General features: G+C 71.7%; 17 protein-coding genes and 1 pseudogene. 10 read left to right on the top strand and 8 right to left on the bottom strand.

All coding sequences use genetic code 11. From position 1 onward, the window contains the following. The first annotated feature begins 134 nt into the window (after nt 1-134). Nucleotides 135-938 (top strand): endonuclease I family protein, encoded by an 804-nt coding sequence (locus tag OOK38_RS18635; protein ID WP_266759010.1) that lies wholly within the window; start codon nt 135-137, stop codon nt 936-938. Between the two features lie 182 nt (nt 939-1,120). After that, nucleotides 1,121-2,605: an FG-GAP-like repeat-containing protein gene (locus OOK38_RS18630; protein WP_266759011.1), complete on the top strand. Its 1,485-nt coding sequence runs from the start codon at nt 1,121-1,123 to the stop codon at nt 2,603-2,605. 89 nt (nt 2,606-2,694) lie between these two features. Here the strand turns inward: OOK38_RS18630 and OOK38_RS18625 are convergent, their stop codons facing one another. The 3 genes from OOK38_RS18625 to OOK38_RS18615 all read right to left on the bottom strand — a co-directional run bounded on the left by OOK38_RS18625 (nt 2,695) and on the right by OOK38_RS18615 (nt 6,869). Continuing rightward, on the bottom strand, nt 2,695-4,380 hold the full coding sequence (locus tag OOK38_RS18625) for a thiamine pyrophosphate-binding protein (RefSeq protein ID WP_266759013.1): 1,686 nt from the start codon (nt 4,378-4,380) through the stop codon (nt 2,695-2,697). Next, on the bottom strand, nt 4,377-5,345 hold the full coding sequence (gene speB, locus OOK38_RS18620; RefSeq protein WP_266759015.1) for an agmatinase: 969 nt from the start codon (nt 5,343-5,345) through the stop codon (nt 4,377-4,379). The genes OOK38_RS18625 and speB overlap by 4 nt, the downstream gene beginning before the upstream one ends. A gap of 63 nt (nt 5,346-5,408) precedes the next feature. Continuing rightward, complete coding sequence (locus OOK38_RS18615) at nt 5,409-6,869, bottom strand: sodium:solute symporter (protein ID WP_266759017.1); 1,461 nt, start codon at nt 6,867-6,869, stop codon at nt 5,409-5,411. A 167-nt stretch (nt 6,870-7,036) separates the two neighbouring features. Here OOK38_RS18615 and OOK38_RS18610 point away from each other — a divergent pair, with 167 nt between their 5' ends. Continuing rightward, nucleotides 7,037-9,058 (top strand): helix-turn-helix domain-containing protein, encoded by a 2,022-nt coding sequence (locus OOK38_RS18610; protein ID WP_266759019.1) that lies wholly within the window; start codon nt 7,037-7,039, stop codon nt 9,056-9,058. Nucleotides 9,059-9,266: 208 nt separating this feature from the next. Next, a complete protein-coding gene (locus tag OOK38_RS18605) occupies nt 9,267-10,055 on the top strand; it encodes a phosphatase (RefSeq protein WP_266759021.1) in 789 nt (262 codons plus the stop codon). A 228-nt stretch (nt 10,056-10,283) separates the two neighbouring features. On the opposite strand, the gene OOK38_RS18600 is transcribed toward OOK38_RS18605, so the two are convergent. The 5 genes and pseudogenes from OOK38_RS18600 to OOK38_RS18580 all read right to left on the bottom strand — a co-directional run. Further along, nucleotides 10,284-10,961 (bottom strand): maleylpyruvate isomerase N-terminal domain-containing protein, encoded by a 678-nt coding sequence (locus tag OOK38_RS18600; protein WP_266759023.1) that lies wholly within the window; start codon nt 10,959-10,961, stop codon nt 10,284-10,286. 43 nt (nt 10,962-11,004) lie between these two features. Next, nucleotides 11,005-11,973 (bottom strand): cation diffusion facilitator family transporter, encoded by a 969-nt coding sequence (locus OOK38_RS18595; RefSeq protein WP_266759025.1) that lies wholly within the window; start codon nt 11,971-11,973, stop codon nt 11,005-11,007. A 26-nt stretch (nt 11,974-11,999) separates the two neighbouring features. Beyond that, nucleotides 12,000-12,872 (bottom strand): acyl-CoA thioesterase II, encoded by an 873-nt coding sequence (gene tesB / locus OOK38_RS18590; protein ID WP_266759027.1) that lies wholly within the window; start codon nt 12,870-12,872, stop codon nt 12,000-12,002. A gap of 34 nt (nt 12,873-12,906) precedes the next feature. Continuing rightward, on the bottom strand, nt 12,907-14,064 hold the full coding sequence (locus OOK38_RS18585) for an acyl-CoA dehydrogenase family protein (protein WP_266759029.1): 1,158 nt from the start codon (nt 14,062-14,064) through the stop codon (nt 12,907-12,909). A 204-nt stretch (nt 14,065-14,268) separates the two neighbouring features. Then, a pseudogene (locus OOK38_RS18580) lies at nt 14,269-14,853 on the bottom strand (TetR/AcrR family transcriptional regulator); the annotation flags it as partial. A 96-nt stretch (nt 14,854-14,949) separates the two neighbouring features. On the opposite strand from OOK38_RS18580, the gene OOK38_RS18575 reads away from it, so the two are divergent. The 6 genes from OOK38_RS18575 to OOK38_RS18550 all read left to right on the top strand — a co-directional run bounded on the left by OOK38_RS18575 (nt 14,950) and on the right by OOK38_RS18550 (nt 23,012). Further along, on the top strand, nt 14,950-16,566 hold the full coding sequence (locus OOK38_RS18575) for a carboxyl transferase domain-containing protein (RefSeq protein WP_266759031.1): 1,617 nt from the start codon (nt 14,950-14,952) through the stop codon (nt 16,564-16,566). Nucleotides 16,567-16,574: 8 nt separating this feature from the next. Then, nucleotides 16,575-18,503, top strand: a complete 1,929-nt coding sequence (locus OOK38_RS18570; protein WP_266759033.1) for an acetyl-CoA carboxylase biotin carboxylase subunit — start codon at nt 16,575-16,577, stop codon at nt 18,501-18,503. Further along, nucleotides 18,500-19,474 carry a hydroxymethylglutaryl-CoA lyase gene (locus tag OOK38_RS18565; protein ID WP_266759034.1) on the top strand — a complete coding sequence of 325 codons (975 nt, stop codon included), beginning with the start codon at nt 18,500-18,502 and terminating at the stop codon, nt 19,472-19,474. Before OOK38_RS18570 ends, OOK38_RS18565 begins: the two co-directional genes overlap by 4 nt. 11 nt (nt 19,475-19,485) lie before the next feature. Then, nucleotides 19,486-20,646, top strand: coding sequence for an acyl-CoA dehydrogenase family protein (locus tag OOK38_RS18560; RefSeq protein WP_266765698.1), 1,161 nt, complete (start codon nt 19,486-19,488; stop codon nt 20,644-20,646). A 417-nt stretch (nt 20,647-21,063) separates the two neighbouring features. Beyond that, the gene (locus OOK38_RS18555) at nt 21,064-22,113 is read left to right on the top strand and encodes an ABC transporter substrate-binding protein (RefSeq protein ID WP_266759036.1); all 1,050 of its coding nucleotides are present in this window, start codon (nt 21,064-21,066) and stop codon (nt 22,111-22,113) included. Between the two features lie 41 nt (nt 22,114-22,154). Beyond that, nucleotides 22,155-23,012 (top strand): siderophore-interacting protein, encoded by an 858-nt coding sequence (locus OOK38_RS18550; protein ID WP_266759038.1) that lies wholly within the window; start codon nt 22,155-22,157, stop codon nt 23,010-23,012. The last annotated feature ends 62 nt before the right edge of the window (nt 23,013-23,074 follow it).

The raw sequence follows: 23,074 nt of genomic DNA, 5'->3' as shown, positions 1-23,074 counted from the left end.
GTCTCGCGTGGACTGCACGAGTTGTTGAATCCCGACACTGAACCGACACCTCCCCTTAACCCCAAGAACCTCATGTGCATGTCACTCTCCCGGTTACCCGCTCCATTCAACCCGCGTAGAACGGACACCCCACGATGCCCGCCACGCACATACGCCGCTGGAAGACCCTGGCGCTGAGCACCTCCGCGGTCCTCGTCGGCCTCACCCTGCCGACCGTGGCCGCCACCCCCGCGAGTGCCACGACGACCGCGTACGACAGCACGTACTACAAGAACGCGGTCGGCAAGACCGGCACGACCCTGAAGTCCTCGCTGCACACCATCATCAGCAGCCAGACCAAGATCTCGTACTCCGCGGTCTGGAACGCGCTGAAGGTCACCGACCAGGACCCGAACAACAGCAGCAACGTGATCCTGCTGTACAGCGGTGTCTCGCGCAGCAAGTCCCTCAACGGCGGCGACGTCGGCGACTGGAACCGCGAGCACACCTGGGCCAAGTCGCACGGAGACTTCGGCGAGGTGACCGGTCCCGGCACGGATCTGCACCATCTGCGCCCGGCGGACGTCCAGGTCAACAGCATCCGCGGCAATCTGGACTTCGACAACGGCGGCAGCACCGTCACCAACGGGGGCGGCAGCCTCGTCGACTCCGACTCCTTCCAGCCGCGCGCCGCGGACCGGGGCGACGTGGCCCGCATGATCCTCTACATGGCCGTGCGCTACGAGGGCGACGACGGCTTCGCCGACCTGGAACCCAACGAGAAGGTCGGCAACGGCAGCAACCCGTACATGGGCAAGCTCTCCGTTCTCAAGGCGTGGAACGAGGCGGACCCGCCGAGCGCCTTCGAGGAGAAGCGCAACCAGGCCATCTACGACACCTACCAGCACAACCGCAACCCGTTCATCGACCACCCGGAATGGGTGGAAGCGATCTGGTAGGCAGAGTAATCGCCTGAACTCCCTCCGCAGTAAAGGGAGTTCAGGCGACTGCCGGGGCCGTCGGGCACCGGCGGGTGACAAATGAACGGCCTCAGGGCGTACAACCAGTGACGCCCCGCCCGAGTCGCACTCCCTGGACGCGTCGGACCACCGCGTCCCACCGGAACGACGAAAGGCACCCGATGCCCCGAGCACGACGCAGGAGCCGCTCCGCGCGGTTGACCGCGCCCCTGGCCGCCGCCGCGCTGCTGGCCGGAGGGCTCGGCACCTGGGCCCTCACCGGCGCCACCGCCCAGGCCGCAACCGGATCGGCGGACGCCCGGGACGACTTCAACGGGGACGGCTACGCCGACCTGGTCGTCGGCGCCCCGACCGCGACCGTGTCGAGCAAGGCCCGGGCCGGCTACGTGGCCGTCGTGTACGGCTCCGCGGGCGGCCTGTCCACCGCGAACAAGAAGATCGTCAGCCGCTCCACCGGCGGGGTCCCCGGCTCCGCCACCGCGAACCAGCGCTTCGGGTCCTCCTTCACCAGGGCCGACCTGGACAAGGACGGCTACAGCGACCTCGTGATCGCGGGCGGCAAGGAGGGCTCGGTCGTCCTGTGGGGCTCCGCCTCCGGGCTCACCGGGGGCACGGCCCTCGCCGGCTACGGCGCCGCCCCGGCGGCCGGCGACTTCGACGGCGACGGCACCACGGACCTCGCCCTGTTCTCCGCGCAGTCCGTCGCCGGCGACGACCCGATACCCACCTCGGCCGCCCTGTGGAAGGGCCCCGTCTCCCGCGCCGGCAAGCCGGCCGCCGTCCTCAACATCCTCGACAAGTCCTCCTGGTGGGGCTACGAGGAGAACGACGCCTCCTGCGAAACCGGTCACGGCTGCGAGGAGGACGGCGACACGGTCACCGGTCCCGTCACCTCCGGCCAGGTCGGCGACATCAACGGCGACGGCCGGGACGACCTCGTCCAGTGGTACTACGCCGGCGACGGACAATGGGGCAACCGGCTGCTGTACGGCAGCCCGTCGGGCTTCAAGCGCGCCGACGCCCCCGGCGGCGGCTCGAGCATCACCCTGAACACCGGCGTCGGCGACGTGAACGGCGACGGGTTCGACGACGTCGTCTCCGGCGCCGTCGGCTGGAACGACACGGTGCGGATCTCGTACGGCTCCGTCGCCGGCCTCACCGATCACGTGCAGACCTTCGACCAGGACCTGGCCGGTTTCCCCGGCGTCCAGGAGGAGGGCGACGAGATCGGTTCGGCCGTCTCGGTCGCCGACGTCACGGGTGACGGCTACGCGGACATCGCCCTCGGCATCGCCGGCGAGGACGTCGCCGGTGTCGTCGACGCCGGCTCCGTCGCCCTCGTCCACGGCGGCGCCTCCGGCGTCACGGGTGCCGGCACGCAGGTCTTCCACCAGGACACCGCCGGTGTGCCCGGTGTCGCCGAGACCGACGACCGGTTCGGCGTGGCCACGGCGCTGCTGGACGTGAACGGCAACGGCCGGCTCGACCTCGCCGCGTCCTCGACCGCGGAGAACGCCTCCGCCGGCGCGGTCTGGGTCCTGCGCGGCACCACGGCCGGCCTGACCACCACGTCCGCCCTGGCGTTCGGCCCGAGGACCCTCTCGGCGCCCTACACGAACGCGCTGTTCGGCTCGTCCCTGCGCTGAGCGGCCTCGCACGACGGAGCGCCGGGGAGTGTGCCGCACACTCCCCGGCGCTCTCGCGTTCCCGTGACCGCCCGTCCGGGTCCGCCCGGTCAGTCCAGGTGGGTCGGGGCGAACATCCGCAGCACCGCCGGGAGGACGACCACCGAGGGGCCGGGGGCGGCCAGGGCCTTGGCCAGGTCCTCCTCCAGCGTCTCGGGGCTCGTGAGAACGCCCGGCACGCCGAACGACTCGGCGAGGGCCACGTAGTCCGGGCGGGACAGCTCCGTGGCGGTCGCCCGGCCGAAGGCGCCGTTCATGTACTCGCGGAGGATGCCGTATCCGCCGTCGTCCACGATGAGCCAGGTGACCGGGAGGTCGCACTGCTTCGCCGTGGCCAGTTCCGCGATGGAATACAGCGCGCCGCCGTCGCCGGAGACCGCGAGGACCGGGCGGGAGGGGTCGGCCGCCGCCGCGCCCAGCGCCGCCGGGAAGCCGTAGCCGAGGCCGCCGGCGCCCTGCGCGGAGTGCATGGTGTTGGCGCCGCGCGGGTCGAAGGCCGACCAGGCCCAGTACGCCAGGATCGTCATGTCCCAGAAGGACGGCGACGTGGCCGGCAGGGCGCGGCGCACGGACGCCAGCACGTCCTGTTCCAGGGTGAGTTCCTGGCCGGCGATACGGTCCGCGACCCGGGCGAGCACCGAGGTCACGCGGTCCGCCGCCGACGGGTCGGGGCGTTCCTCCACCGTCTCCAGGAGCGCGGACAGCGCGAGGCGGGCGTCCGCGTGGATGCCCAGCGCCGGGTGGTTGGACTCCAGCTTGCCGAGGTCGGCCTCGATCTGGACGACCCGGCCCCGGGGCTTGAACGTGTGGTAGTTCGAGGAGAGTTCACCGAGGCCCGAGCCCACCACCAGCAGGACGTCCGCGTCCTCCAGGAAGTCGGTCGTGTACCGGTCCTCCAGCCAGGACTGGAGGGAGAGCGGGTGCTCCCAGGGGAAGGCGCCCTTGCCCCCGAAGGTGGTGACGACCGGCGCGTTCAGCTTCTCGGCGAGCGCGCGCAGCTTGCCGGACGCGTCCGACCGGACGACACCGCCGCCCGCGATGATCGCGGGGCGTTCGGCAGAGGACAGCAAGTGAGCTGCCAGCGCCGTCAGTTCGGGGCGCGGGACCACGTCCTCGGGGGTCGCGTCCATCGCCGTGACCACCGGCAGGCTCGTCTCGTCGAGGAGGACGTCCTGCGGGATCTCCACCCAGACCGGGCCGTGCGGGGCGGTCAGCGCCGACTCCCAGGCCGCCGCGATCGCGGAGGGGATCTGGGACTGCGTACGGACCGTGTGGACCGACTTGACCACGCCCCGGAACGAGGCCTGCTGGTCGGGGAGTTCGTGCAGATAGCCGTGGCGGCCGCCGCCGAGGCCGGCGGTCGGGATCTGGCTGCTGATGGCGAGGACGGGCGCCGAGGCGGCGCGCGCCTCCTGGAGCGCGGCGAGCGAGGTCAGCGCCCCGGGGCCGGTGGAGAGCAGCAGCGGCGCGGCCTCACCGGTGATCCGGCCGTAGGCGTCCGCCGCGAACCCGGCGTTGTTCTCGACGCGCAGCCCGACGTACTGAAGCGAGGAGCGGCGCAGCGCGTCGAACATGCCGAGCGCGTGCTGGCCCGGCAGCCCGAAGACGGTCGTCGCACCGAGACCGGAGAGGGTCTCCACGACCAGGTCTCCGCCGTTGCGGCCGGGGGGCGGGTTGAGCGCGGCCTCCGTCTGTGCCGCCGACGGACGGAGCACCAGGTCGTGGTCGTGGGTCACTTGCTTCGGGCCTCCGCGATCTGGCGGGACATGATGGTGGTCAGTTCGTAGGCGGTGTGGGACGCCGCCACCGCGGTGATCTCGGCGTGGTCGTACGCCGGGGCGACCTCGACCACGTCGGCGGAGACGAGGTTGCAGGACGAGAGGCCGCGCAGGATCTCCAGGAGTTCGCGGGAGGTCATGCCGCCCGCCTCCGGGGTGCCGGTGCCGGGCGCGTGCGCCGGGTCGAGGCAGTCGATGTCGATGGAGATGTACAGCGGGCGGTCGCCGATGCGCTGGCGCAGCTGGTCGGCGACCTCGTCGGCGCCTCGGCGGTAGACGTCCGCCGAGGTGACGATGCCGAAGCCCATCTTCTCGTCGTCGGTGAGGTCCTGCTTGCCGTACAGCGGGCCGCGGATGCCGACGTGGGAGAGCGCGGAGGTGTCGAGGATGCCCTCCTCGACGGCGCGGCGGAACGGGGTGCCGTGCGTGTACTCGGCGCCGAAGTACGTGTCCCAGGTGTCGAGGTGCGCGTCGAAGTGGAGCAGCGCGACCGGGCCGTGCTTCTTGGCGACGGAGCGGAGCAGGGGCAGCGCGATGGTGTGGTCGCCGCCCAGGGTCATCAGGCGGGCGCCGGTGCCGAGCAGCTCGTCGGCGGCGGCCTCCACCGTCTCCACGGCCTCGTTGATGTTGAACGGGTTCGCCGCGATGTCACCGGCGTCCGCGACCTGCGCGAGGGCGAACGGGGAGGCGTCCTGCGCCGGGTTGTAGGGGCGCAGCAGCCGGGACGCCTCGCGGATCGCGTTGCCGCCGAAGCGGGCGCCCGGCCGGTACGAGACACCGGAGTCGAACGGCACGCCGACCACGGCGACGTCGGTGGTGCCGACCTCGTCGAGGCGCGGCAGCCGGGCGAAGGTCGCGGGACCGGCGTACCGCGGGATGCGGGACGAGTCGACGGGTCCGCGGGGCGTCTCGTTGCTGCTCATGGGGTATTGCCTTCTTTCCTACGCTTCGTCGCGTATGTACAACTAAGTACAAGTACTACGACTCTACTGGTGAACCGGGACCGGCTCGGACATGGGTTCGGCGACGCGGCCCGCGAGCCGCTCCCGCCAGGCGGCCAGCACCGCGGCGTCGGTCGCCGGCGTGGCCAGCGAGACGATCACGTACGCGGCCAGCGAGAGGAGCAGTCCGTAGTAGACCGGCTCGTTCGCGAGGATGCCGTACGAGGCCATCAGGCCGATGACGGCGACACCGCCGACGACGACGGAGGCCAGCGCGCCGTGCACCGTGCCGCGCTTCCACAGCAGACCGCCGAGGATCGGGACGAGCAGGCCGGCGACGAGCAGGTTGTAGGCGACGGTCAGCGCCTCGACGACGTTGTTCAGCGCGATCGCCGTGCAGATCACGGCGATGCCCATGACGAGGATGAAGACGCGGTTGCCCTTGACCTCGTCGTGGTCCTCGGCGTCGCGCTTCACGGCGCCGCGCAGCCGGGACCAGATGTCGTTGTTGGCGACGGTGGCGCAGGCGATCAGGGCGCCGGAGGAGGTGGACATCACAGCGGCGAGGGCCGCGGCGAGCACCAGTCCCCGCACGCCGACCGGGAGTTCGTCCTTGACGATGGTCGCGAAGGCGGTGTCGGCGCTGGGCAGCTTCGGGTACATGACCTTGGCCGCGGTGCCGATGACGGCGCCGGCCACGGCGTAGACCAGGCAGTAGGTACCGGCGACCGTGCCGCCCCACTTGGCGGTCCTGTCGCCGCGCGCGGTGAACACGCGCTGCCAGATGTCCTGCCCGATCAGCATGCCGAACGTATAGATCAGCACGTAGGTGAAGATCGTCTCGCCGCCGATGCCCAGCGGGTCGAAGTACTCGGTGGGCAGCTTGGCCTTCATCTCGCTGAACCCGCCGGCCTTGACGACCGCTATGGGCAGGAGCAGGAGCAGCACGCCGACGGTCTTGACCACGAACTGCACCATGTCGGTGAGGGTGATCGACCACATGCCGCCGAGCGTCGAGTACGCGACGACGATGGAACCGCCGAGGACGATCGCGAGCGTGCGGTTCATGTCGAACAGGACGTCGAAGATCGTGGCGTACGCGATGGTCGAGGTGACCGCCAGCATCAGGGTGTACGCCCACATGACGACACCGGAGATGACACCGGCCCGGCCGCCGTAGCGCAGGTCGAGCATCTCGGAGACGGTGTAGACCTTCAGGCGGGCGATGCGGGCGGAGAAGAAGACACTGAGCGCCAGCAGGCCGAGGCCGATGGTGAACACCATCCAGGCTCCGGAGAGCCCGTACTGGTAGCCGAGGCCGACACCGCCGATGGTGGAGGCGCCGCCGAGAACGATGGCGGCCATGGTGCCGGAGTACATGACGGGCCCGAGCCTGCGTCCCGCGACGAGGAACTCGCTCTTGGACTTGGCGCGGCGCATGCCCCACCAGCCCATGGCCAGCATGCCGGCCAGATAGACGACGATGACTGCGTAGTCGACGGCCATGGGTCTCCTCGGGGTGCTCTGTGGCGTGTCGTGCGGGGATGTGGGGGACGAGCCGGCAACTGATCGCGGGGACATCCGCCCGTACCCACGGCTGCCGGTCGGGACCGACACTAGGTGGCCGGAAAGCGACTGCGAAGTGTACGTTTCATCCATTCGATCCGAACGGGATGGAGGGATCGTCCATCGTGCCGGACCCACAGTCACCGTCCGCACCGGCCGTACCACCGACGCCTCCGGTGCCGCTGTCGGCGCTGCTCGCCCGCGAGGACCTGGCCCTGCGCCTGATCGCCGGGCCGGCGGAGCCCGACACGGTGATCCACTGGGCGCACACGTCGGAGATGGCCGACCTCTATCCCTATCTGCTGGGCGGTGAGCTGCTGCTGACGGCGGGGGTCCACGTGCCCGAGGCGGCCCGCTCCGACGGGGACACCCCCGGCCCGAACGAGGCCGAGAGCTCGGCGGACTACTTCGACGGCTATGTCTCCCGCATCGTCGCGGCGGGCGGCGCGGCGCTGGGATTCGGTCTGGCCCCGGTCCACGACACGGTCCCCCGCGCCCTCGTCGCGGCCTGCGACACGTACGGGCTGCCCCTCCTGGAGGTCCCGCCCCAGACGACGTTCTCCGGGGTCGCCCGCGCGGTGTGGCAGCTCATGGCCCAGGCCCGGCTGGCCGAACTCCGCCGGGTGACCGAGGCCCAGCAGAGCCTGGCGGCGGCCGCGGCCCGCCCCGATCCGGTACCGGCGGTGCTCCGGCAGCTGGCCCGGCGGGTGGGGGGCTGGGCCGTGCTGTACGGCCCGGAGGGCACGGAACTGGCCCAGGCCGGAAGGATCCCGCCGTCCGGCGGGCCGAAGACGGCACGGCCGGCGCCCCGGGCCCACCCGGCGCACCTCGGCAGCCCTACGGACCCGGCACACCCGGCGCACCCGACAGGATCAGCGCCCTCGTTCGCGGGACCCGCGGACAGGACACCCGCGTCCGGGACCGTCCCGGGCCCGGCGCCTCGGACCGAGGCGCCCGCCCCCGGCACACCGTCGCCCGGAGCGCCTTCGGTCGGGGCGCCTTCGGTCGGAGCGCCTTCGGTCGGAGCACCTTCGCCCGGAGCGTCTTCGCCCGGAGCGCCCTCGCCCGGAGCGCCCTCGCCCGGAGCACCTTCGGTCGGAGCGCCCTCGCCCGGCACACCGTCGCCCGGAGCTCCTTCGGTCCGAGCGCCCTCGCCCGGGGCGCCCTCGCCCGGCACACCCTCCCTCGAGGTGCCCTCGGCCGGAGCGACCTCGGCCGGTACCCCCCTCGACGCACCCCCCGTCCCCGCGCCTCCCGAGGAGGTGCTCGCCGAGCTGGCCGGTGTCGTGCGGCCCGGGGCCGCCGAGGGCCCCACGCCCGCCTCCGCCACCGACACCGTGGGCGGCGTCCACCTCGCGGCCTACGCCCTCGGCAGCGGCCAGGGCTTCGTCCTCGGGGTCGCCGCGCCGCGCCGCGACCCCGGCGACCACACGATCGCCTCCGTCGCGTCCGTGCTGCTCTCCCTCCTCACCGGGGAGCACCAGAGCCGGAGCGGGGCCGCGCGGTCGGCGGCCCTGGTGCGGCTGCTGCTCGGGGCCGCGCCGGAAGCGGTGGCACCGCTTCTCGGCGGCGAGCGGTGGGTGGTCGTGCACGCGCGCCCCGCCGGGGACGGCCCCGCCCCGGACGCCGTCACCGCGTCCGCGCTGGCGGCCGCGCTGGGCTCCGCGCTGGTCGACGTGAGCGGCGACGTCGTCCGCGTCCTCGTCCCCGGCGACCGCGAGCCCACCCCGCAGCCGGGCTGGACCTGCGGGGTCAGCGCGCCCGCGGGCCCGCACGCGTGGGCGGCCGCCGACACCCAGGCGGCCCGCGCGCTGGCCCGCGCCCGCGCGACCCGGGCACCCCTGGTCCGCCACGGCGACCGGCCCGCGCTGGCGGACCTCGTCCCCTCGGAGGACGCCGAGGCTCACGCCCACGCCCTCCTCGCTCCCGTCGCCGGGACCCCGGCCCTCACCGAGACCCTCCGCACCTGGCTCTCCCTGCACGGCAGTTGGGACCGCACCGCGGTGGCCCTCTCGGTCCACCGCAACACCGTCCGCCAACGCATCGCCCGTTGTGCGGCGTTGCTGGGCACGGACCTCGACGACCCCGACGTACGGATGGAGTTGTGGTTCGCGCTCAGGGACGACTGAGCCAAAGACCCGGGATCCGGCGCCGCGACGACGTGCCGGTCCCGGCCTCCGTGCCGCCGGAGACCGCCGGACCGCGCGGGGCAGGCACGGAGCCGACCGCCCGTCGGCCGTCGCCGCCGCGCCCCGGGTCCCGCACACCCGAGTGACGCACATCCCAGCGAGCGGGACAGCCGCGCCCTCGGCGGGAACGCACCGGCACAATGGGCGTATGCCGATACCCGGGACTCCCAGCCGCGCCGAACTTGTCGACCATCTCGTGAAGACCCGTATCGCGGGCGATGTCGCCACGCCCCGCGAGAACAACCTCTCCCACTACCGCAAGCTGGCGAACGGCGAGCGCAACTGGTGGCTCGGCCTGGAACTCGGCGACCGCTGGACCGACGAGCAGGACGTGCTCGCGGTGATGGCGGAGCGGGTCGGCGTCAACGACGACCCGGAGTACCGGTACGGCCAGGACACCATCGACCCCGAGTTGACCGTGGACGCGCTGGACCGCCTCGCGGCCCGGCTGCGCAAGGCGGCCGAGGACCGGCAGCGGGTGCTGTTCGCGACCGGCCACCCCGGCGGTCTGCTGGACGTGCACCGTGCCACGGCCGCCGCCCTGCGCGCCGCCGGCTGCGAGATCGTGGTGATCCCGGACGGGCTGCAGACGGACGAGGGCTATGTCATGCAGTTCGCGGACGTGGCGGTCCTGGAGCACGGTGCCACCCTGTGGCACACGCACTCGGGCGAGCCGATGCGCGCGATCCTCACCGGCCTGGAGCGCGAGGGGCGCGCGCTGCCCGATCTGGTCGTGGCCGACCACGGCTGGGCCGGTTACGCGGGCCGGCACGGTCTGGACTCCGTCGGCTACGCCGACTGCAACGACCCGGCCCTCTTCCTCGCCGAGTCGGAGGGCACGCTCCAGGTCGTGGTCCCGCTCGACGACCACGTCCTCAGCCCGCGCCACTACGACCCGATGACGGCGTACCTGCTCGACGCGGCGGGCCTGGCCTGAGCCCCGGCGTCGCCCAGGACCTGTCCGGTCGATCACGGTGGAGGACACCGACGGCGGCTGGTCGGTGCCGGTGAGCGGGTTGGGTGCGTGCAGCTGCAAGGCGGAGGAGGGAGGCGACGCGGAGCGTCGTCGACCGACGACAACGCCGCTGGCGGTCCCCCCTGCTCGAAGAGCTTGGGGGAGGGCGTGCCACACCCCGCGTCTCCTCCGTGATCGACCGGACAGGTCCTAGATCCCGGCGATCGATCCGGGGGCGCGTTCGGCGCGTGCGAGTCCCCGGATCACCTGGAGCGGCCCGTGCCGCCGGACCGCGAGGCGGGCGAGCAGGTCGACCACCGGCGCGGTCACCCGCTCGGGGAAGTCCGGTGCCGGCAGGCCCACGCTGTACGCCAAGTCGTCCGCGTGCACGACGAGTTCCATCAGCCGGGTGATCAGGAAGTCGTCGAGGTTGAGGGACCAGTCGCCCCAGGACGGCATTCTGACGGGCCGTACGGCGGGGGTCCGGTGCAGCTCGGTCCGCAGCCGTTCGACGGCCTCCCGGGCCCGTTCCACGAGCACCTCGTGGCCGCCCGCCGCCGTGGCCTCTCCGCCGCGCCGGATACGGACGCTGACCGCGCCGTCGACACCGGCGTCGAGCCAGGTCACCCGCTCCAGGTAGTACTCCCGCAGCGACACCACCGGTTCCACCGGAACCGGCCGCGCCAGCAGGTCCGGCAGGGCGAGTTCCGGCCAGACGGTGTGCCCCGCCAGCCCCTGGACACTGAAGTCCCGCAGCGCGCTGGGCTTTTCCCAGGCGGCGGCGACGGCGGGTTCGGCGAGCAGCCCGACAACGGTGCCCGCGGTCTCCAGGAAAACTTCCCGGACGCGTGTCCCGCGCCGGCTCCACGACTCTTCCGTATGGGTCATGACCGCCATCCAACCCGCACCGCCGGACCGCCTCAACCGCCTTTCACGGCCAGGGGTTCAGCCCCTCGGACCGCCGCTGGGCGTACCCAGGCGTCGGGTCCAGATACACCCTGCTCACCGAGGGGAACACCGCCCGGAGCCGGTCCTCGGCCTGTTCGCAGGCCCACTCGATCTGGGCCGCGGTCGAGGCGTCCCGGAAGTCGACCTTGGCGGCGATGAGCGCCTCGCGCGGTCCCTGCATGAGCGTGATCAGCTCCAGTACGGCCTCCACGTGCTCCAGCGCCAGCAGCTCCGCCCTGATCCGCTCCCGCATCGGCTTGGGCAGCGGCCGTCCGATCAGCAGCTCCGCGTTGGAACGGCCCAGCACCCAGGCGACGTAGAGCAGCAGGAGCCCGATGAGCAGCGAGGCGACGCCGTCCCAGACGCCCGATCCGGTGAGCTGTCCGCCGAGCAGGCCGCCCGCCGCGAGGACCAGTCCGACCAGGGCCGCCGAGTCCTCCATGACGACGGCCTTCACGGCGGTGTCGGGCGTGCGCCGGAGGTAGGTCTTGAAGGAGGCGTCGACGCGGGCGGCCTCGCCGCGTGCCTGCCGCAGCCCCGTCCGCAGGGAGAAGCCCTCCAGGACGAAGGCGACGGCCAGCACGATGTACGACACGAGCGGGTCGCCGAGCTCCTCGCCCGCCACCAGGGTGTGGATGCCGTCGTAGATCGAGAAGACGGCGCCGCCGACGAAGGTGGCGACGGCCGCGAGCAGGGCCCAGATGTAGCGCTCGGGGCCGTAGCCCAGCGGATGGTCCTCGTCGGCCGGTTTCTCGCTGCGTTTGAGCGCGGTGAGCAGGAGCAGCTCCGTGACGGTGTCGGCGACGGAGTGGGCGGCCTCCGACAGCATGGCGCTGGATCCGCTGATGACACCGGCGACCGCCTTGGCGAGGGCGATCCCGAGATTGGCGACGGCGGCGACGATCACCGTGAAGACGCTCTCGCCGCCGCCGTCCTGCGCTGTGTCGGTCATGCCTCAGTCTTACCGAGGAAGGCCGTCTACCGCGGGACGCGGACCACACCTTCCTGGATCACCGAGATGGCCAGCCTGCCGTCCTGGGTGTAGATCCGGGCCTGGCCGAGGCCGCGGCCGCCCGAGGCCGACGGCGACTCCTGGTCGTAGAGCAGCCATTCGTCGGCGCGGAACGGGCGGTGGAACCACATCGCGTGGTCGAGCGAGGCCCCGACGACGTCGCCGGTCACCCAGCCGCCGCGCCCGTGGGCGAGCAGGATGGAGTCGAGGAGCGTCATGTCCGAGACGTACGTCGCGAGGACGACGTGCAGCAGGGGGTCGTCCGCGAGCTTGCCGTTGGTGCGGAACCACACCTGGGAGCGCGGCTCGCGGACCTCGCCGACGGTGCCGTACGGCGGCGCGTCGACATAGCGCAGGTCGACGGACTCGCGGGCCTCCAGGATGCGTTCCACGACGACGGGGTCGGAGAGGACCTCGGCGTACCGGGGAAGCAGTTCGGCGGCCGTGGGCAGGGTCTCCGGGTCGGGCGCGGGCGGCATCGGGGCCTGGTGCTCCATGCCCTCCTCGTACGTCTGGAAGGACGCGGAGAGATGGAAGATCGGCTGTCCGTGCTGGACCGCGACCACCCGGCGGGTGGTGAAGGAGCGGCCGTCGCGGATGCGGTCCACGGAGTACACGATGGGTGCTCCGGGGTCACCGATCCGCAAGAAGTACGCGTGCAGGGAGTGGGCGAGCCGGTCCTCGGGGACCGTGCGCCCGGCGGCGACCAGTGCCTGCGCCGCCACCTGTCCGCCGAAGACGCGCGGAACGACGGCGGACCGGGACTGACCGCGGAAGATGTTCTCCTCGATCCGCTCGATGTCGAGCAGATCGAGGAGAGACTCAAGTGCCTCACTCATGGGGCAGTTGTACCGTGCAGTCTTTTCGCGGACCTTACAGGCCCATGTCCTTGGCGATGATCGTCTTCATGATCTCGCTGGTACCGCCGTAGATGCGGTTGACACGGTTGTCCGCGTACAGGCGGGCGATCGGGTACTCGTTCATGAAGCCGTAGCCGCCGTGCAGCTGGAGGCAGCGGTCGATGACGCGGTGCGCGACCTCGGTGCAGAACAGCTTGGCGCTGGCGGCCTCGGCCGGGGTCAGCTCACCGGCGTCGAGGGCCTCCAGGGCGCGGTCGGCGACGGCCTCGGCCGCGTCCACCTCGGCCTGGCAGGCGGCCAGCTCGAACTTGGTGTTCTGGAAGGACGCGACGGTCTTGCCGAAGACGGTGCGCTCCTGGACGTACTCCTTGGCGAACCGGACGGCGGCCTTGGCCTGCGCGTAGGCGCCGAAGGCGATGCCCCAGCGCTCGGAGGCGAGGTTGTGGCCGAGGTAGTAGAAGCCCTTGTTCTCCTCGCCGAGCAGGTCCTCGACGGGCACCTTCACGTCGACGAACGCCAGCTCGGCGGTGTCGGAGGTCTTCAGGCCGAGCTTGTCCAGCTTGCGGCCGATGGAGTAGCCCTCGGCCTTGGTGTCCACGGCGAAGAGGGAGATGCCGAAGCGGCGGTCCTCGGCGGTGGGCGCGGAGGTGCGGGCGCAGACGATCACGCGGTCGGCGTGGACGCCACCGGTGATGAAGGTCTTGGAGCCGTTGAGGACGTAGTGCGTGCCGTCCTCGGAGAGCTTGGCGGTGGTCTTCATGCCCGCGAGGTCGGAGCCGGTGCCCGGCTCGGTCATCGCGAGGGCCCACATCTCCTCGCCGCTGACGAACTTCGGCAGGAAGCGCTTCTTCTGCTCGTCGGTGGCGAGCGACTTGATGTAGGGCAGGCCGAGCAGCACGTGCACACCGGAGCCGCCGAACTGGACACCCGCGCGCGAGGTCTCCTCGTACATCACGGCTTCGAACTTGTACGAGTCGATGCCGGCGCCGCCGAACTCCTCGTCGACGCGGATGCCGAAGACGCCGAGCTCGGCGAGCTTGTAGTAGAAGTCGCGCGGCGCCTGGCCGGCCGCGAACCACTCGTCGTAGACCGGGACGACCTCGGCCTCGATGAAGGCGCGCAGGGTCTCCCGGAACGCCTCGTGGTCCTCGTTGAACACAGTACGGCGCACCGCCGCCACCTCCGCCTGATTGCCTGGGTCATTTCTAAGCGCTTGCTCAGATACGAGGTTACCCGCCGGTCACGAGCGCCGTCCAGAGGTCGCCCCCCGAGACGCTCGTCACGCCCCGGGAGCCGCGGGAGCCTCAGGGGTCACGACTGCCACCCCGGGAACCACGGGAGTCTCAGGGGCCACGACTGCCGCCCCGGGAGCCACGGCCGCCGCACCGAAGGCCCCCCGCGCCATCCGGTGCAGCAGCTCGGCGGTCCCCGCGCGCCCCGGGAGCGCGCCCGGCCGCCCCAGGTGAGGGGTCGAGTTCAGCAGGCCGAAGACCGAGTGCACGGCCGACCGGGCGGCCGGCTCCGTCAGCTCCGGGTACACCTCACGGACCACCTCCACCCACAGCTCGACGTACTGCCGCTGGAGCTGCCGCACGAGCTTGCGGTCACTGTCCCGGAGGCGGTCCAGCTCGCGGTCGTGCAGGGTGATCAGGGGGCGGTCGTCGAGCGCGAAGTCGATGTGCCCCTCGATGAGCGAGTCGAGGAGGGCCTCCGCGCCTCCGCCGGCCTCCGCCACCCTGCGCTTGCCGCCCGTGAGCAGCTGCCCGCTGATCCCCACCAGCAGCTCGGCGAGCATCGCGTCCTTGCCGGCGAAGTGCCGGTAGAGCCCGGGGCCGCTGATGCCGACCGCCGCTCCTATCTCATCCACTCCCACACCGTGGAAGCCGCGCTCGGCGAAGAGCCGGGCGGCTTCCTTGAGGATCTGCTCACGGCGGGTGGGGGCGTCGGTTCTGGTGGCCATGAAAACAATTCTAGACAGGGAGGTTAGCGGTCGTTAACCTGAAGGAAATGCGTTAACGCTCATTAACTGGTCGACCACTGGTGAGGGGACCGCAGGATGCAAGAGGCACCGGAGCTGACGAGCGCGGCAGATCCCGCGTCGGAGGCCTGGAGGGCCAACGAGGCGGCACACCGTGCGCTGAGCGAGGAGCTGCGCCAGAAGCTGGCCGCGGCGCGGCTCGGCGGCGGCGAGAAGGCACGCGCGCGGCACACCGCGCGCGGAAAGCTGCTGCCCCGTGACCGTGTGGACACCCTCCTCGACCCCGGCTCCCCGTTCCTGGAGCTGGCGCCGCTCGCCGCCGACGGGATGTACGACGGAGCGGCCCCGGCCGCCGGCGTCATCGCCGGGATCGGCCGGGTCAGCGGGCGCGAGTGCGTGGTCGTCGCCAACGACGCCACCGTCAAGGGCGGCACCTACTACCCGATGACGGTGAAGAAGCACCTGCGCGCCCAGGAGGTCGCGCTGGAGAACCGCCTGCCCTGTATCTATCTCGTCGACTCCGGAGGCGCCTTCCTGCCCATGCAGGACGAGGTGTTCCCCGACCGCGAGCACTTCGGGCGGATCTTCTACAACCAGGCGCGGATGTCCGGCGCCGGGATCCCGCAGATCGCGGCCGTCCTCGGCTCCTGCACGGCGGGCGGCGCCTACGTCCCGGCGATGAGCGACGAGGCCGTGATCGTGCGCGGCCAGGGCACGATCTTCCTCGGCGGTCCGCCGCTGGTGAAGGCAGCCACCGGCGAGGTCGTCACGGCCGAGGAGCTGGGCGGTGGCGAGGTCCACGCGCGCGTGTCGGGTGTCACCGACCATCTCGCGGAGGACGACGCGCACGCGCTGCGGATCGTCCGGAACATCGCGGCCACCCTCCCCGCGCGCGGGGCGCTCCCGTGGTCCGTGGAGCCGTCGGCCGAGCCCAAGGTCGACCCGTACGGGCTGTACGGCGCGGTCCCGGTCGACTCCCGCACCCCCTACGACGTGCGCGAGGTCATCGCGCGCGTGGTCGACGGTTCGCGCTTCGCCGAGTTCAAGGCCGAGTTCGGGCAGACCCTGGTCACCGGCTTCGCGCGGATCCACGGACACCCGGTCGGGATCGTCGCCAACAACGGCATCCTGTTCTCCGAGTCGGCCCAGAAGGGCGCCCACTTCATCGAGCTGTGCGACCAGCGCGGCATCCCGCTGGTGTTCCTCCAGAACATCTCCGGGTTCATGGTGGGCCGCCAGTACGAGGCAGGCGGCATCGCCAAGCACGGCGCGAAGATGGTGACGGCCGTCGCCTGCACCCGCGTGCCGAAGCTGACCGTCGTGATCGGCGGCTCGTACGGCGCGGGCAACTACTCGATGTGCGGCCGGGCGTACTCACCGCGCTTCCTGTGGATGTGGCCGGGAGCCAAGATCTCCGTGATGGGCGGCGAGCAGGCCTCCTCGGTCCTCGCGACCGTCAAGCGCGACCAGATCGAGGCGCGCGGCGAGTCCTGGCCCGCCGCGGACGAAGAGGACTTCAAGGCGCCGATCCGGCAGCAGTACGAGCGGCAGGGGAACGCCTACTACGCGACGGCCCGGCTGTGGGACGACGGAGTCATCGACCCGATGGAGACCCGGCAGGTCCTCGGACTCGCCTTGACCGCCTGCGCCAACGCGCCCCTGGGTGACCCCCAGTTCGGCGTCTTCCGGATGTGAGGGGACCCATGTTTGACACGGTGCTTGTGGCCAACCGGGGCGAGATCGCCGTACGGGTCATCCGTACCCTGCGCGCGCTCGGCGTGCGCTCGGTGGCCGTCTTCTCGGACGCGGACGCCGACGCCCGGCACGTCCGGGAGGCCGACACGGCCGTACGGATCGGACCGGCGCCCGCGTCGGAGAGCTATCTGTCGGTGGAGCGGCTGCTGGAGGCGGCGGCCCGGACCGGCGCCCAGGCGGTGCACCCGGGCTACGGCTTCCTCGCCGAGAACGCCGCGTTCGCGCGGGCCTGCGCGGAGGCCGGACTCGCCTTCATCGGGCCGTCCCCGGAGGCGATCTCCCTCATGGGGGACAAGATCCGCGCCAAGGAGACGGTGAAGAAGGCCGGGGTCCCGGTCGTCCCCGGTTCCTCCGGCAGCGGTCTGACGGACGCCGAACTGATCGCCGCCGCCCGCGAGATCGGCGTGCCGGTGCTCCTGAAGCCGAGCGCCGGCGGCGGCGGCAAGGGCATGCGCCTGGTGCGGGACACCGAGGTCCTGGCCGACGAGATCGCCGCCGCCCGGCGCGAGGCGCGTGCCTCCTTCGGCGACGACACCCTCCTCGTCGAGCGCTGGGTGGACCGCCCCCGGCACATCGAGATCCAGGTCCTGGCGGACGGGCACGGCAACGTCGTGCACCTGGGCGAGCGCGAGTGCTCCCTCCAGCGCCGCCACCAGAAGATCATCGAGGAGGCGCCCAGCGTGCTCCTCGACCCGGCCACGCGCGCCGCGATGGGTGAGGCGGCCGTCCAGGCGGCCCGCTCCTGCGGCTACCGGGGCGCGGGCACGGTGGAGTTCATCGTCCCCGGCGGCGACCCGTCGTCGTACTACTTCATGGAGATGAACACCCGCCTCCAGGTGGAGCACCCGGTCACCGAACTCGTCACGGGCCTCGACCTCGTCGAGTGGCAGCTGCGGGTCGCCGCCGGCGAGCGCCTGCCGTACGCGCAGGAGGACATCACCCTGACCGGGCACGCGGTGGAGGCCCGGATCTGCGCCGAGGACCCGTCGCGCGGCTTCCTCCCCTCCGGGGGCACCGTCCTCTCCCTGCGCGAGCCGCAGGGCGACGGAGTGCGCACCGACTCCGGCCTGTCCGAGGGCACCGAGGTCGGCAGCCTCTACGACCCGATGCTCTCCAAGGTCATCGCGTACGGCCCCGACCGCCCGACGGCGCTGCGCAGACTGCGGGCCGCTCTCGCCGACACGGTCACGCTCGGGGTCCAGACGAACGCGGGCTTCCTGCGCCGTCTGCTCGCCCACCCGGACGTGGTGGCGGGCGACCTGGACACCGGCCTGGTCGAGCGCGAGGCGGCCGGTCTGGTCCCGGCGGAGGTGCCGGAGGAGGTGTACGAGGCGGCCGCGGCCGTCCGGCTCGCCGGGCTGGCTCCGGCGGGCGAGGGCTGGACCGACCCGTTCTCCGTGCCGAGCGGATGGCGGCTCGGCGGCACACCCAGGCCGGTGGGCTTCTCCCTGCGCGTGGCCGACCCCGTGGAGTACACCCCGCGTGGCACCCACACGGTCACCGCCGACCGGGTCGCGGTGACCCTCGACGGGGTGCGCCACACCTTCCACCGCGCCGCCGACTGGATCGGCCGCGACGGCGACGCCTGGCATGTGCGCGATCACGACCCGGTGGCCGCGTCGCTCACCGGCTCCGCCCACGCGGGTGCCGATTCGCTGACCGCCCCCATGCCGGGCACGGTGACCGTCGTGAAGGTCGCCGTCGGCGACGAGGTGACCGCCGGGCAGAGCCTGCTGGTGGTCGAGGCGATGAAGATGGAGCACGTCATCTCCGCGCCGCACGCCGGAACGGTCAGCGAGCTGGACGTCACGCCGGGCACGACGGTCGCCATGGACCAGATCCTGGCGGTCATCACTCCCGCGGAGGAGACGGAATGAGCACGTCCGAACTCGGCCTGCCGATGGCCGTACCGGCCCAGGCTGTACCGGTTCAGAACCTGCCCGCCCGGGTGCGGATCTACGAGGTCGGCGCGCGTGACGGGCTGCAGAACGAGAAGGGGACCGTTCCGACCGAGGTCAAGGCGGAGTTCATCCGGCGCCTCGCGGACTCGGGGCTGACCACGATCGAGGCGACCAGCTTCGTCCACCCCAAGTGGGTTCCCCAACTGGCCGACGCGGAGCAGCTGTTCCCGCAGGTGGCCGATCTGCCGGTGGCGCTCCCGGTACTGGTCCCGAACGAACGCGGACTGGAGCGGGCGCTGACGCTCGGCGCCCGGCACGTGGCCGTCTTCGCCAGCGCGACGGAGTCCTTCGCCAAGGCCAATCTCAACCGGACGGTCGACGAGTCGCTCGCCATGTTCGACCCGGTGGTGAACCGCGCCAAGGCCGCGAACCTCACGGTCCGCGGCTACATCTCGATGTGCTTCGGAGACCCCTGGGAGGGTCCGGTCCCGGTCCATCAGGTCGTCCGCGTCTGCAAGGCGCTGATGGACATGGGCTGTGACGAGCTGAGCCTCGGCGACACGATCGGCGTGGCGACACCGGGCCATGTGCAGGCCCTGCTCGCCGAGCTGAACGAGGAGGGCCTGCCCACCAGCGCGCTCGGCGTGCACTTCCACGACACCTACGGCCAGGCGCTCTCCAACACCCTGGCCGCCCTCCAGCACGGCGTCAGCACCGTCGACGCCTCCGCGGGCGGCCTCGGCGGCTGCCCGTACGCGAAGTCCGCGACCGGCAACCTCGCCACGGAAGACCTCGTATGGATGCTCCAGGGCCTCGGTATCGACACCGGGGTCGACCTCGGCCGCCTCACCGCCACAAGCGTGTGGATGGCCGGACAACTGGGCCGACCCAGCCCGTCCCGCACCGTCAAAGCACTCGGTAAAACGACTCAGTCCCACCAGGAGTGATCCGCATGTCCCTGGACCACCGCCTCTCCCCCGAACTCGAAGAACTCCGCCGTACGGTGGAGGCGTTCGCCCATGACGTCGTGGCGCCGAAGATCGGCGACTTCTACGAGCGGCACGAATTCCCGTACGAGATCGTGCGGGAGATGGGCCGCATGGGCCTGTTCGGGCTGCCGTTCTCCGAGGAGTACGGCGGCATGGGCGGCGACTATCTCGCCCTCGGCATCGCCCTGGAGGAGCTGGCCCGGGTCGACTCCTCCGTGGCCATCACCCTGGAGGCGGGCGTCTCGCTGGGCGCCATGCCGATCCATCTCTTCGGCACCGACGCCCAGAAGGCGGAGTGGCTGCCGCGGCTGTGTTCCGGCGAGATCCTCGGCGCCTTCGGCCTGACCGAGCCGGACGGCGGCTCGGACGCCGGGGCGACCCGTACGACGGCCCGCCTCGACCCCGAGACGAACGAGTGGGTCATCAACGGCAGCAAGTGCTTCATCACCAACTCCGGCACGGACATCACCGGTCTGGTGACGGTCACCGCGGTCACCGGCCGCAAGCCCGACGGCAAGCCGCTGATCTCCGCGATCATCGTCCCCTCGGGCACCCCGGGCTTCACGGTCGCCGCCCCGTACTCGAAGGTCGGCTGGAACGCCTCCGACACCCGTGAGCTGTCCTTCTCGGACGTGCGCGTCCCGGCGGCCAACCTGCTCGGCGAGGAGGGCCGCGGCTACGCGCAGTTCCTGCGCATCCTGGACGAGGGCCGCATCGCCATCGCCGCGCTGGCCACCGGGCTCGCGCAGGGCTGTGTCGACGAGTCGGTCAAGTACGCCAAGGAGCGGCACGCGTTCGGGCGTCCGATCGGCGCCAACCAGGCGATCCAGTTCAAGATCGCCGACATGGAGATGAAGGCCCACATGGCCCGCGTCGGCTGGCGCGACGCCGCGTCCCGTCTCGTGGCGGGCGAGCCCTTCAAGAAGGAGGCGGCCATCGCCAAGCTCTACTCCTCCACGATCGCCGTCGACAACGCCCGTGACGCCACCCAGGTCCACGGCGGCTACGGCTTCATGAACGAGTACCCGGTCGCCCGTATGTGGCGTGACTCCAAGATCCTGGAGATCGGCGAGGGCACGAGCGAGGTCCAGCGGATGCTGATCGCCCGGGAGTTGGGGCTCACGGGCTGACCCTTCGGGCTGAGCCGGAACACCGCGGCCACCGCCGGGCACCCGCCCGGTGGTGGCCGCGGCGCGTCCGGCACGCCACTCCCACCCGAGGTCCCTGGCATCCGTCGACAGATGCCGCGCCGGAATCCGCGAGACCGTCGGCAGCCGGACCGAGGGCCGCCGGGCGATCACCGGGGGCGAGGCCCGACCGGCCGTCGCCTCGCCGAACTGGTCAGCAGGGGCTTGTGAGTTGAGGTGCAGCAGTTCCGGATCCGAGCCGGGAACCGCGGCGTCGGCGCATCTCCGCAGACCAGAGGCGGTCCGCGATTTCGATCACGGTGCACCCCCACCCACTGGACAAGTGATGAGGTTAGGCTAACCTACCTTCGAACTTGTCCGGCGGGCGCTCCCCGCCCCGTGCCGAAAGCAGCCACACTCATGCCCAACGCCCGTGCCACTCACCTCACCCGTCGCGGCATCCTCGCCGCGGGCGGCGCCCTCGGCCTCGGTGCCGTCCTCGCCGCCTGCGGCGACGAGGACGCCTCGAAAAACGGTGGCTCGGACTCGACGAAGGCCGCCGAGAAGTCCGGCCCGTGGACGTTCAAGGACGACCGCGGCACGACGGTGAAGCTGGACAAGGCCCCGGCGAACATCGTCGCCTTCACCGGTGTCGCCGCCGCGCTGTTCGACTACGGCATCGAGGTCAAGGGCGTGTTCGGCCCGACCAGGACCAAGGACGGCAAGGCCGATGTCCAGGCCGGCGACATGGACATCAGCAAGCTGACGATCCTCGGCAACGAGTGGGGCCAGTTCAACATCGAGAAGTACGCGGGTCTCGCGCCCGACGTCCTGGTCTCGACGATGTTCGACAACGCGGGCACCCTCTGGTACGTCCCCGAGGAGTCCAAGGACAAGATCCTCAAGCTGGCCCCGAGCGTCGGCGTCTCCGTCTTCGACATCCAGATGCCCAAGCCCCTGCAGCGGATGCTCGAACTGGCCGAGTCCCTCGGCGCCGACGTGAAGTCCGCGAAGATCGTCGAGGCGAAGAAGAAGTTCGAGACGGCCGCCGAGCGGCTGCGCAAGGCCGCCAAGGCCCGCCCGGAGATCAAGGTCCTCGCCGGCAGCGCGAGCCAGGACATCTTCTACGTCTCCGGCTCCAACTTCTCCATCGACCTGGAGTACTTCAAGGCGCTCGGCGTGAACATCGTCGAGCCCTCCGCCAAGGCCCTGAAGGCCAGCGGTGGCTGGTTCGAGAACCTGAGCTGGGAGAACGTCGACAAGTACGCGGCCGACGTCATCATCATGGACGACCGCACCTCGACCATCCAGCCGGCCGACATCACCGAGGCCACCTGGAAGAAGCTGCCCGCCGTCAAGGCCGGCCAGGTCATCGCCCGGACGCCCGAGCCGATCCTGTCGTACGACAAGTGCACCCCGATCCTCGACAACCTCGCCGAGGCCATCGAGAACGCGAAGAAGGTCGCCTGACACCCCCTCCGTGACCGCCTGACGATGACTCAGGAGCACTTATGACGACGGCCGTAGCCGCCCCGTTCCGTTTCTTCTCCCTCCGGGTCGTACGGACGAGGCGGCTCGGTCCGTCTCTGGTCCGGGTGACCTTCGCGGGGTCCGATCTGCGCGCGTTCCACTCCGACGGGCGCGACCAGTCCCTGTCCCTCTTCCTGCCGCACCCCGGCCAGAGCGAGCCGGCCGTACCGGTCGAACTCGGCGACGGCTGGTGGCAGGGCTGGCGTGAACTGCCCGACGACGTACGGGCGGTGATGCGCTCGTACACCCTGCGCGCGCTGCGCCGCGAGCCCGACGAGATCGACATCGACTTCGCGCTGCACGGCATGGAGCCGGGCGCGGCCGCCCCCGCGGGGCCCGCCTCGCGCTGGGCGTCCGGAGCGCGGGCCGGGGACCGTGTCGTGCTGCTCGGCCCGGCCGTCGAGGACAACCGGGCCATCCGCTTCCGGCCGCCCGCGGACACCGACCTCGTCGTCCTGTGGGGCGACGAGACGGCCGTCCCGGCGGTCTCCGCGATCCTCGAATCGCTCCCGGCGGGCCTGCGCGTCCGGGCCTGGCTGGAGGTCCATCACCCCGGCGACATCCTGGATCTGGCGACCTCGGCCGACGCCGAGATCACCTGGCTCGTACGGGACGAACACGGCACCGGGAGCGCCCCACTGGCGCTCGACGCCCTGCGGGCCGCTCAACTCCCGCCCGCCGAGGCCCCGTACGCCTGGATCGCGGGCGAGTCCGGCTGCGTGAAGGAACTGCGCCGCCACCTCGTGCGCGAGCGCGGCATCGACCGCAGGCGGGTCACCTTCGTGGGCTACTGGCGGCAGGGGCTGAGCGAGGAGCAACTGCGGGAGCGGGGCGAGTAGTTCGCGGGACCGGCGCACGCCCTCCGGCACTCCGGAACGAGGCGTACGTCACGAAAGGCGGG

This window comes from Streptomyces sp. NBC_00568, assembly GCF_026341855.1.
Classification (GTDB): domain Bacteria; phylum Actinomycetota; class Actinomycetes; order Streptomycetales; family Streptomycetaceae; genus Streptomyces.
The sequence above is the reverse complement of the archived record's forward strand: the minus strand, read 5'-3'. Positions and strand labels throughout refer to the sequence as shown.

Coding starts and splice junctions, on each gene's coding strand:
- OOK38_RS18635 (WP_266759010.1), top strand. CDS start 135: ATGCCCGCCACGCACATACGCCGCTGGAAGACCCTGGCGCTGAGCACC.
- OOK38_RS18630 (WP_266759011.1), top strand. CDS start 1,121: ATGCCCCGAGCACGACGCAGGAGCCGCTCCGCGCGGTTGACCGCGCCC.
- speB (WP_266759015.1), bottom strand. CDS start 5,345: ATGAGCAGCAACGAGACGCCCCGCGGACCCGTCGACTCGTCCCGCATC.
- OOK38_RS18615 (WP_266759017.1), bottom strand. CDS start 6,869: ATGGCCGTCGACTACGCAGTCATCGTCGTCTATCTGGCCGGCATGCTG.
- OOK38_RS18610 (WP_266759019.1), top strand. CDS start 7,037: ATGGAGGGATCGTCCATCGTGCCGGACCCACAGTCACCGTCCGCACCG.
- OOK38_RS18605 (WP_266759021.1), top strand. CDS start 9,267: ATGCCGATACCCGGGACTCCCAGCCGCGCCGAACTTGTCGACCATCTC.
- OOK38_RS18600 (WP_266759023.1), bottom strand. CDS start 10,961: ATGACCCATACGGAAGAGTCGTGGAGCCGGCGCGGGACACGCGTCCGG.
- OOK38_RS18595 (WP_266759025.1), bottom strand. CDS start 11,973: ATGACCGACACAGCGCAGGACGGCGGCGGCGAGAGCGTCTTCACGGTG.
- tesB (WP_266759027.1), bottom strand. CDS start 12,872: ATGAGTGAGGCACTTGAGTCTCTCCTCGATCTGCTCGACATCGAGCGG.
- OOK38_RS18575 (WP_266759031.1), top strand. CDS start 14,950: ATGCAAGAGGCACCGGAGCTGACGAGCGCGGCAGATCCCGCGTCGGAG.
- OOK38_RS18570 (WP_266759033.1), top strand. CDS start 16,575: ATGTTTGACACGGTGCTTGTGGCCAACCGGGGCGAGATCGCCGTACGG.
- OOK38_RS18565 (WP_266759034.1), top strand. CDS start 18,500: ATGAGCACGTCCGAACTCGGCCTGCCGATGGCCGTACCGGCCCAGGCT.
- OOK38_RS18555 (WP_266759036.1), top strand. CDS start 21,064: ATGCCCAACGCCCGTGCCACTCACCTCACCCGTCGCGGCATCCTCGCC.
- OOK38_RS18550 (WP_266759038.1), top strand. CDS start 22,155: ATGACGACGGCCGTAGCCGCCCCGTTCCGTTTCTTCTCCCTCCGGGTC.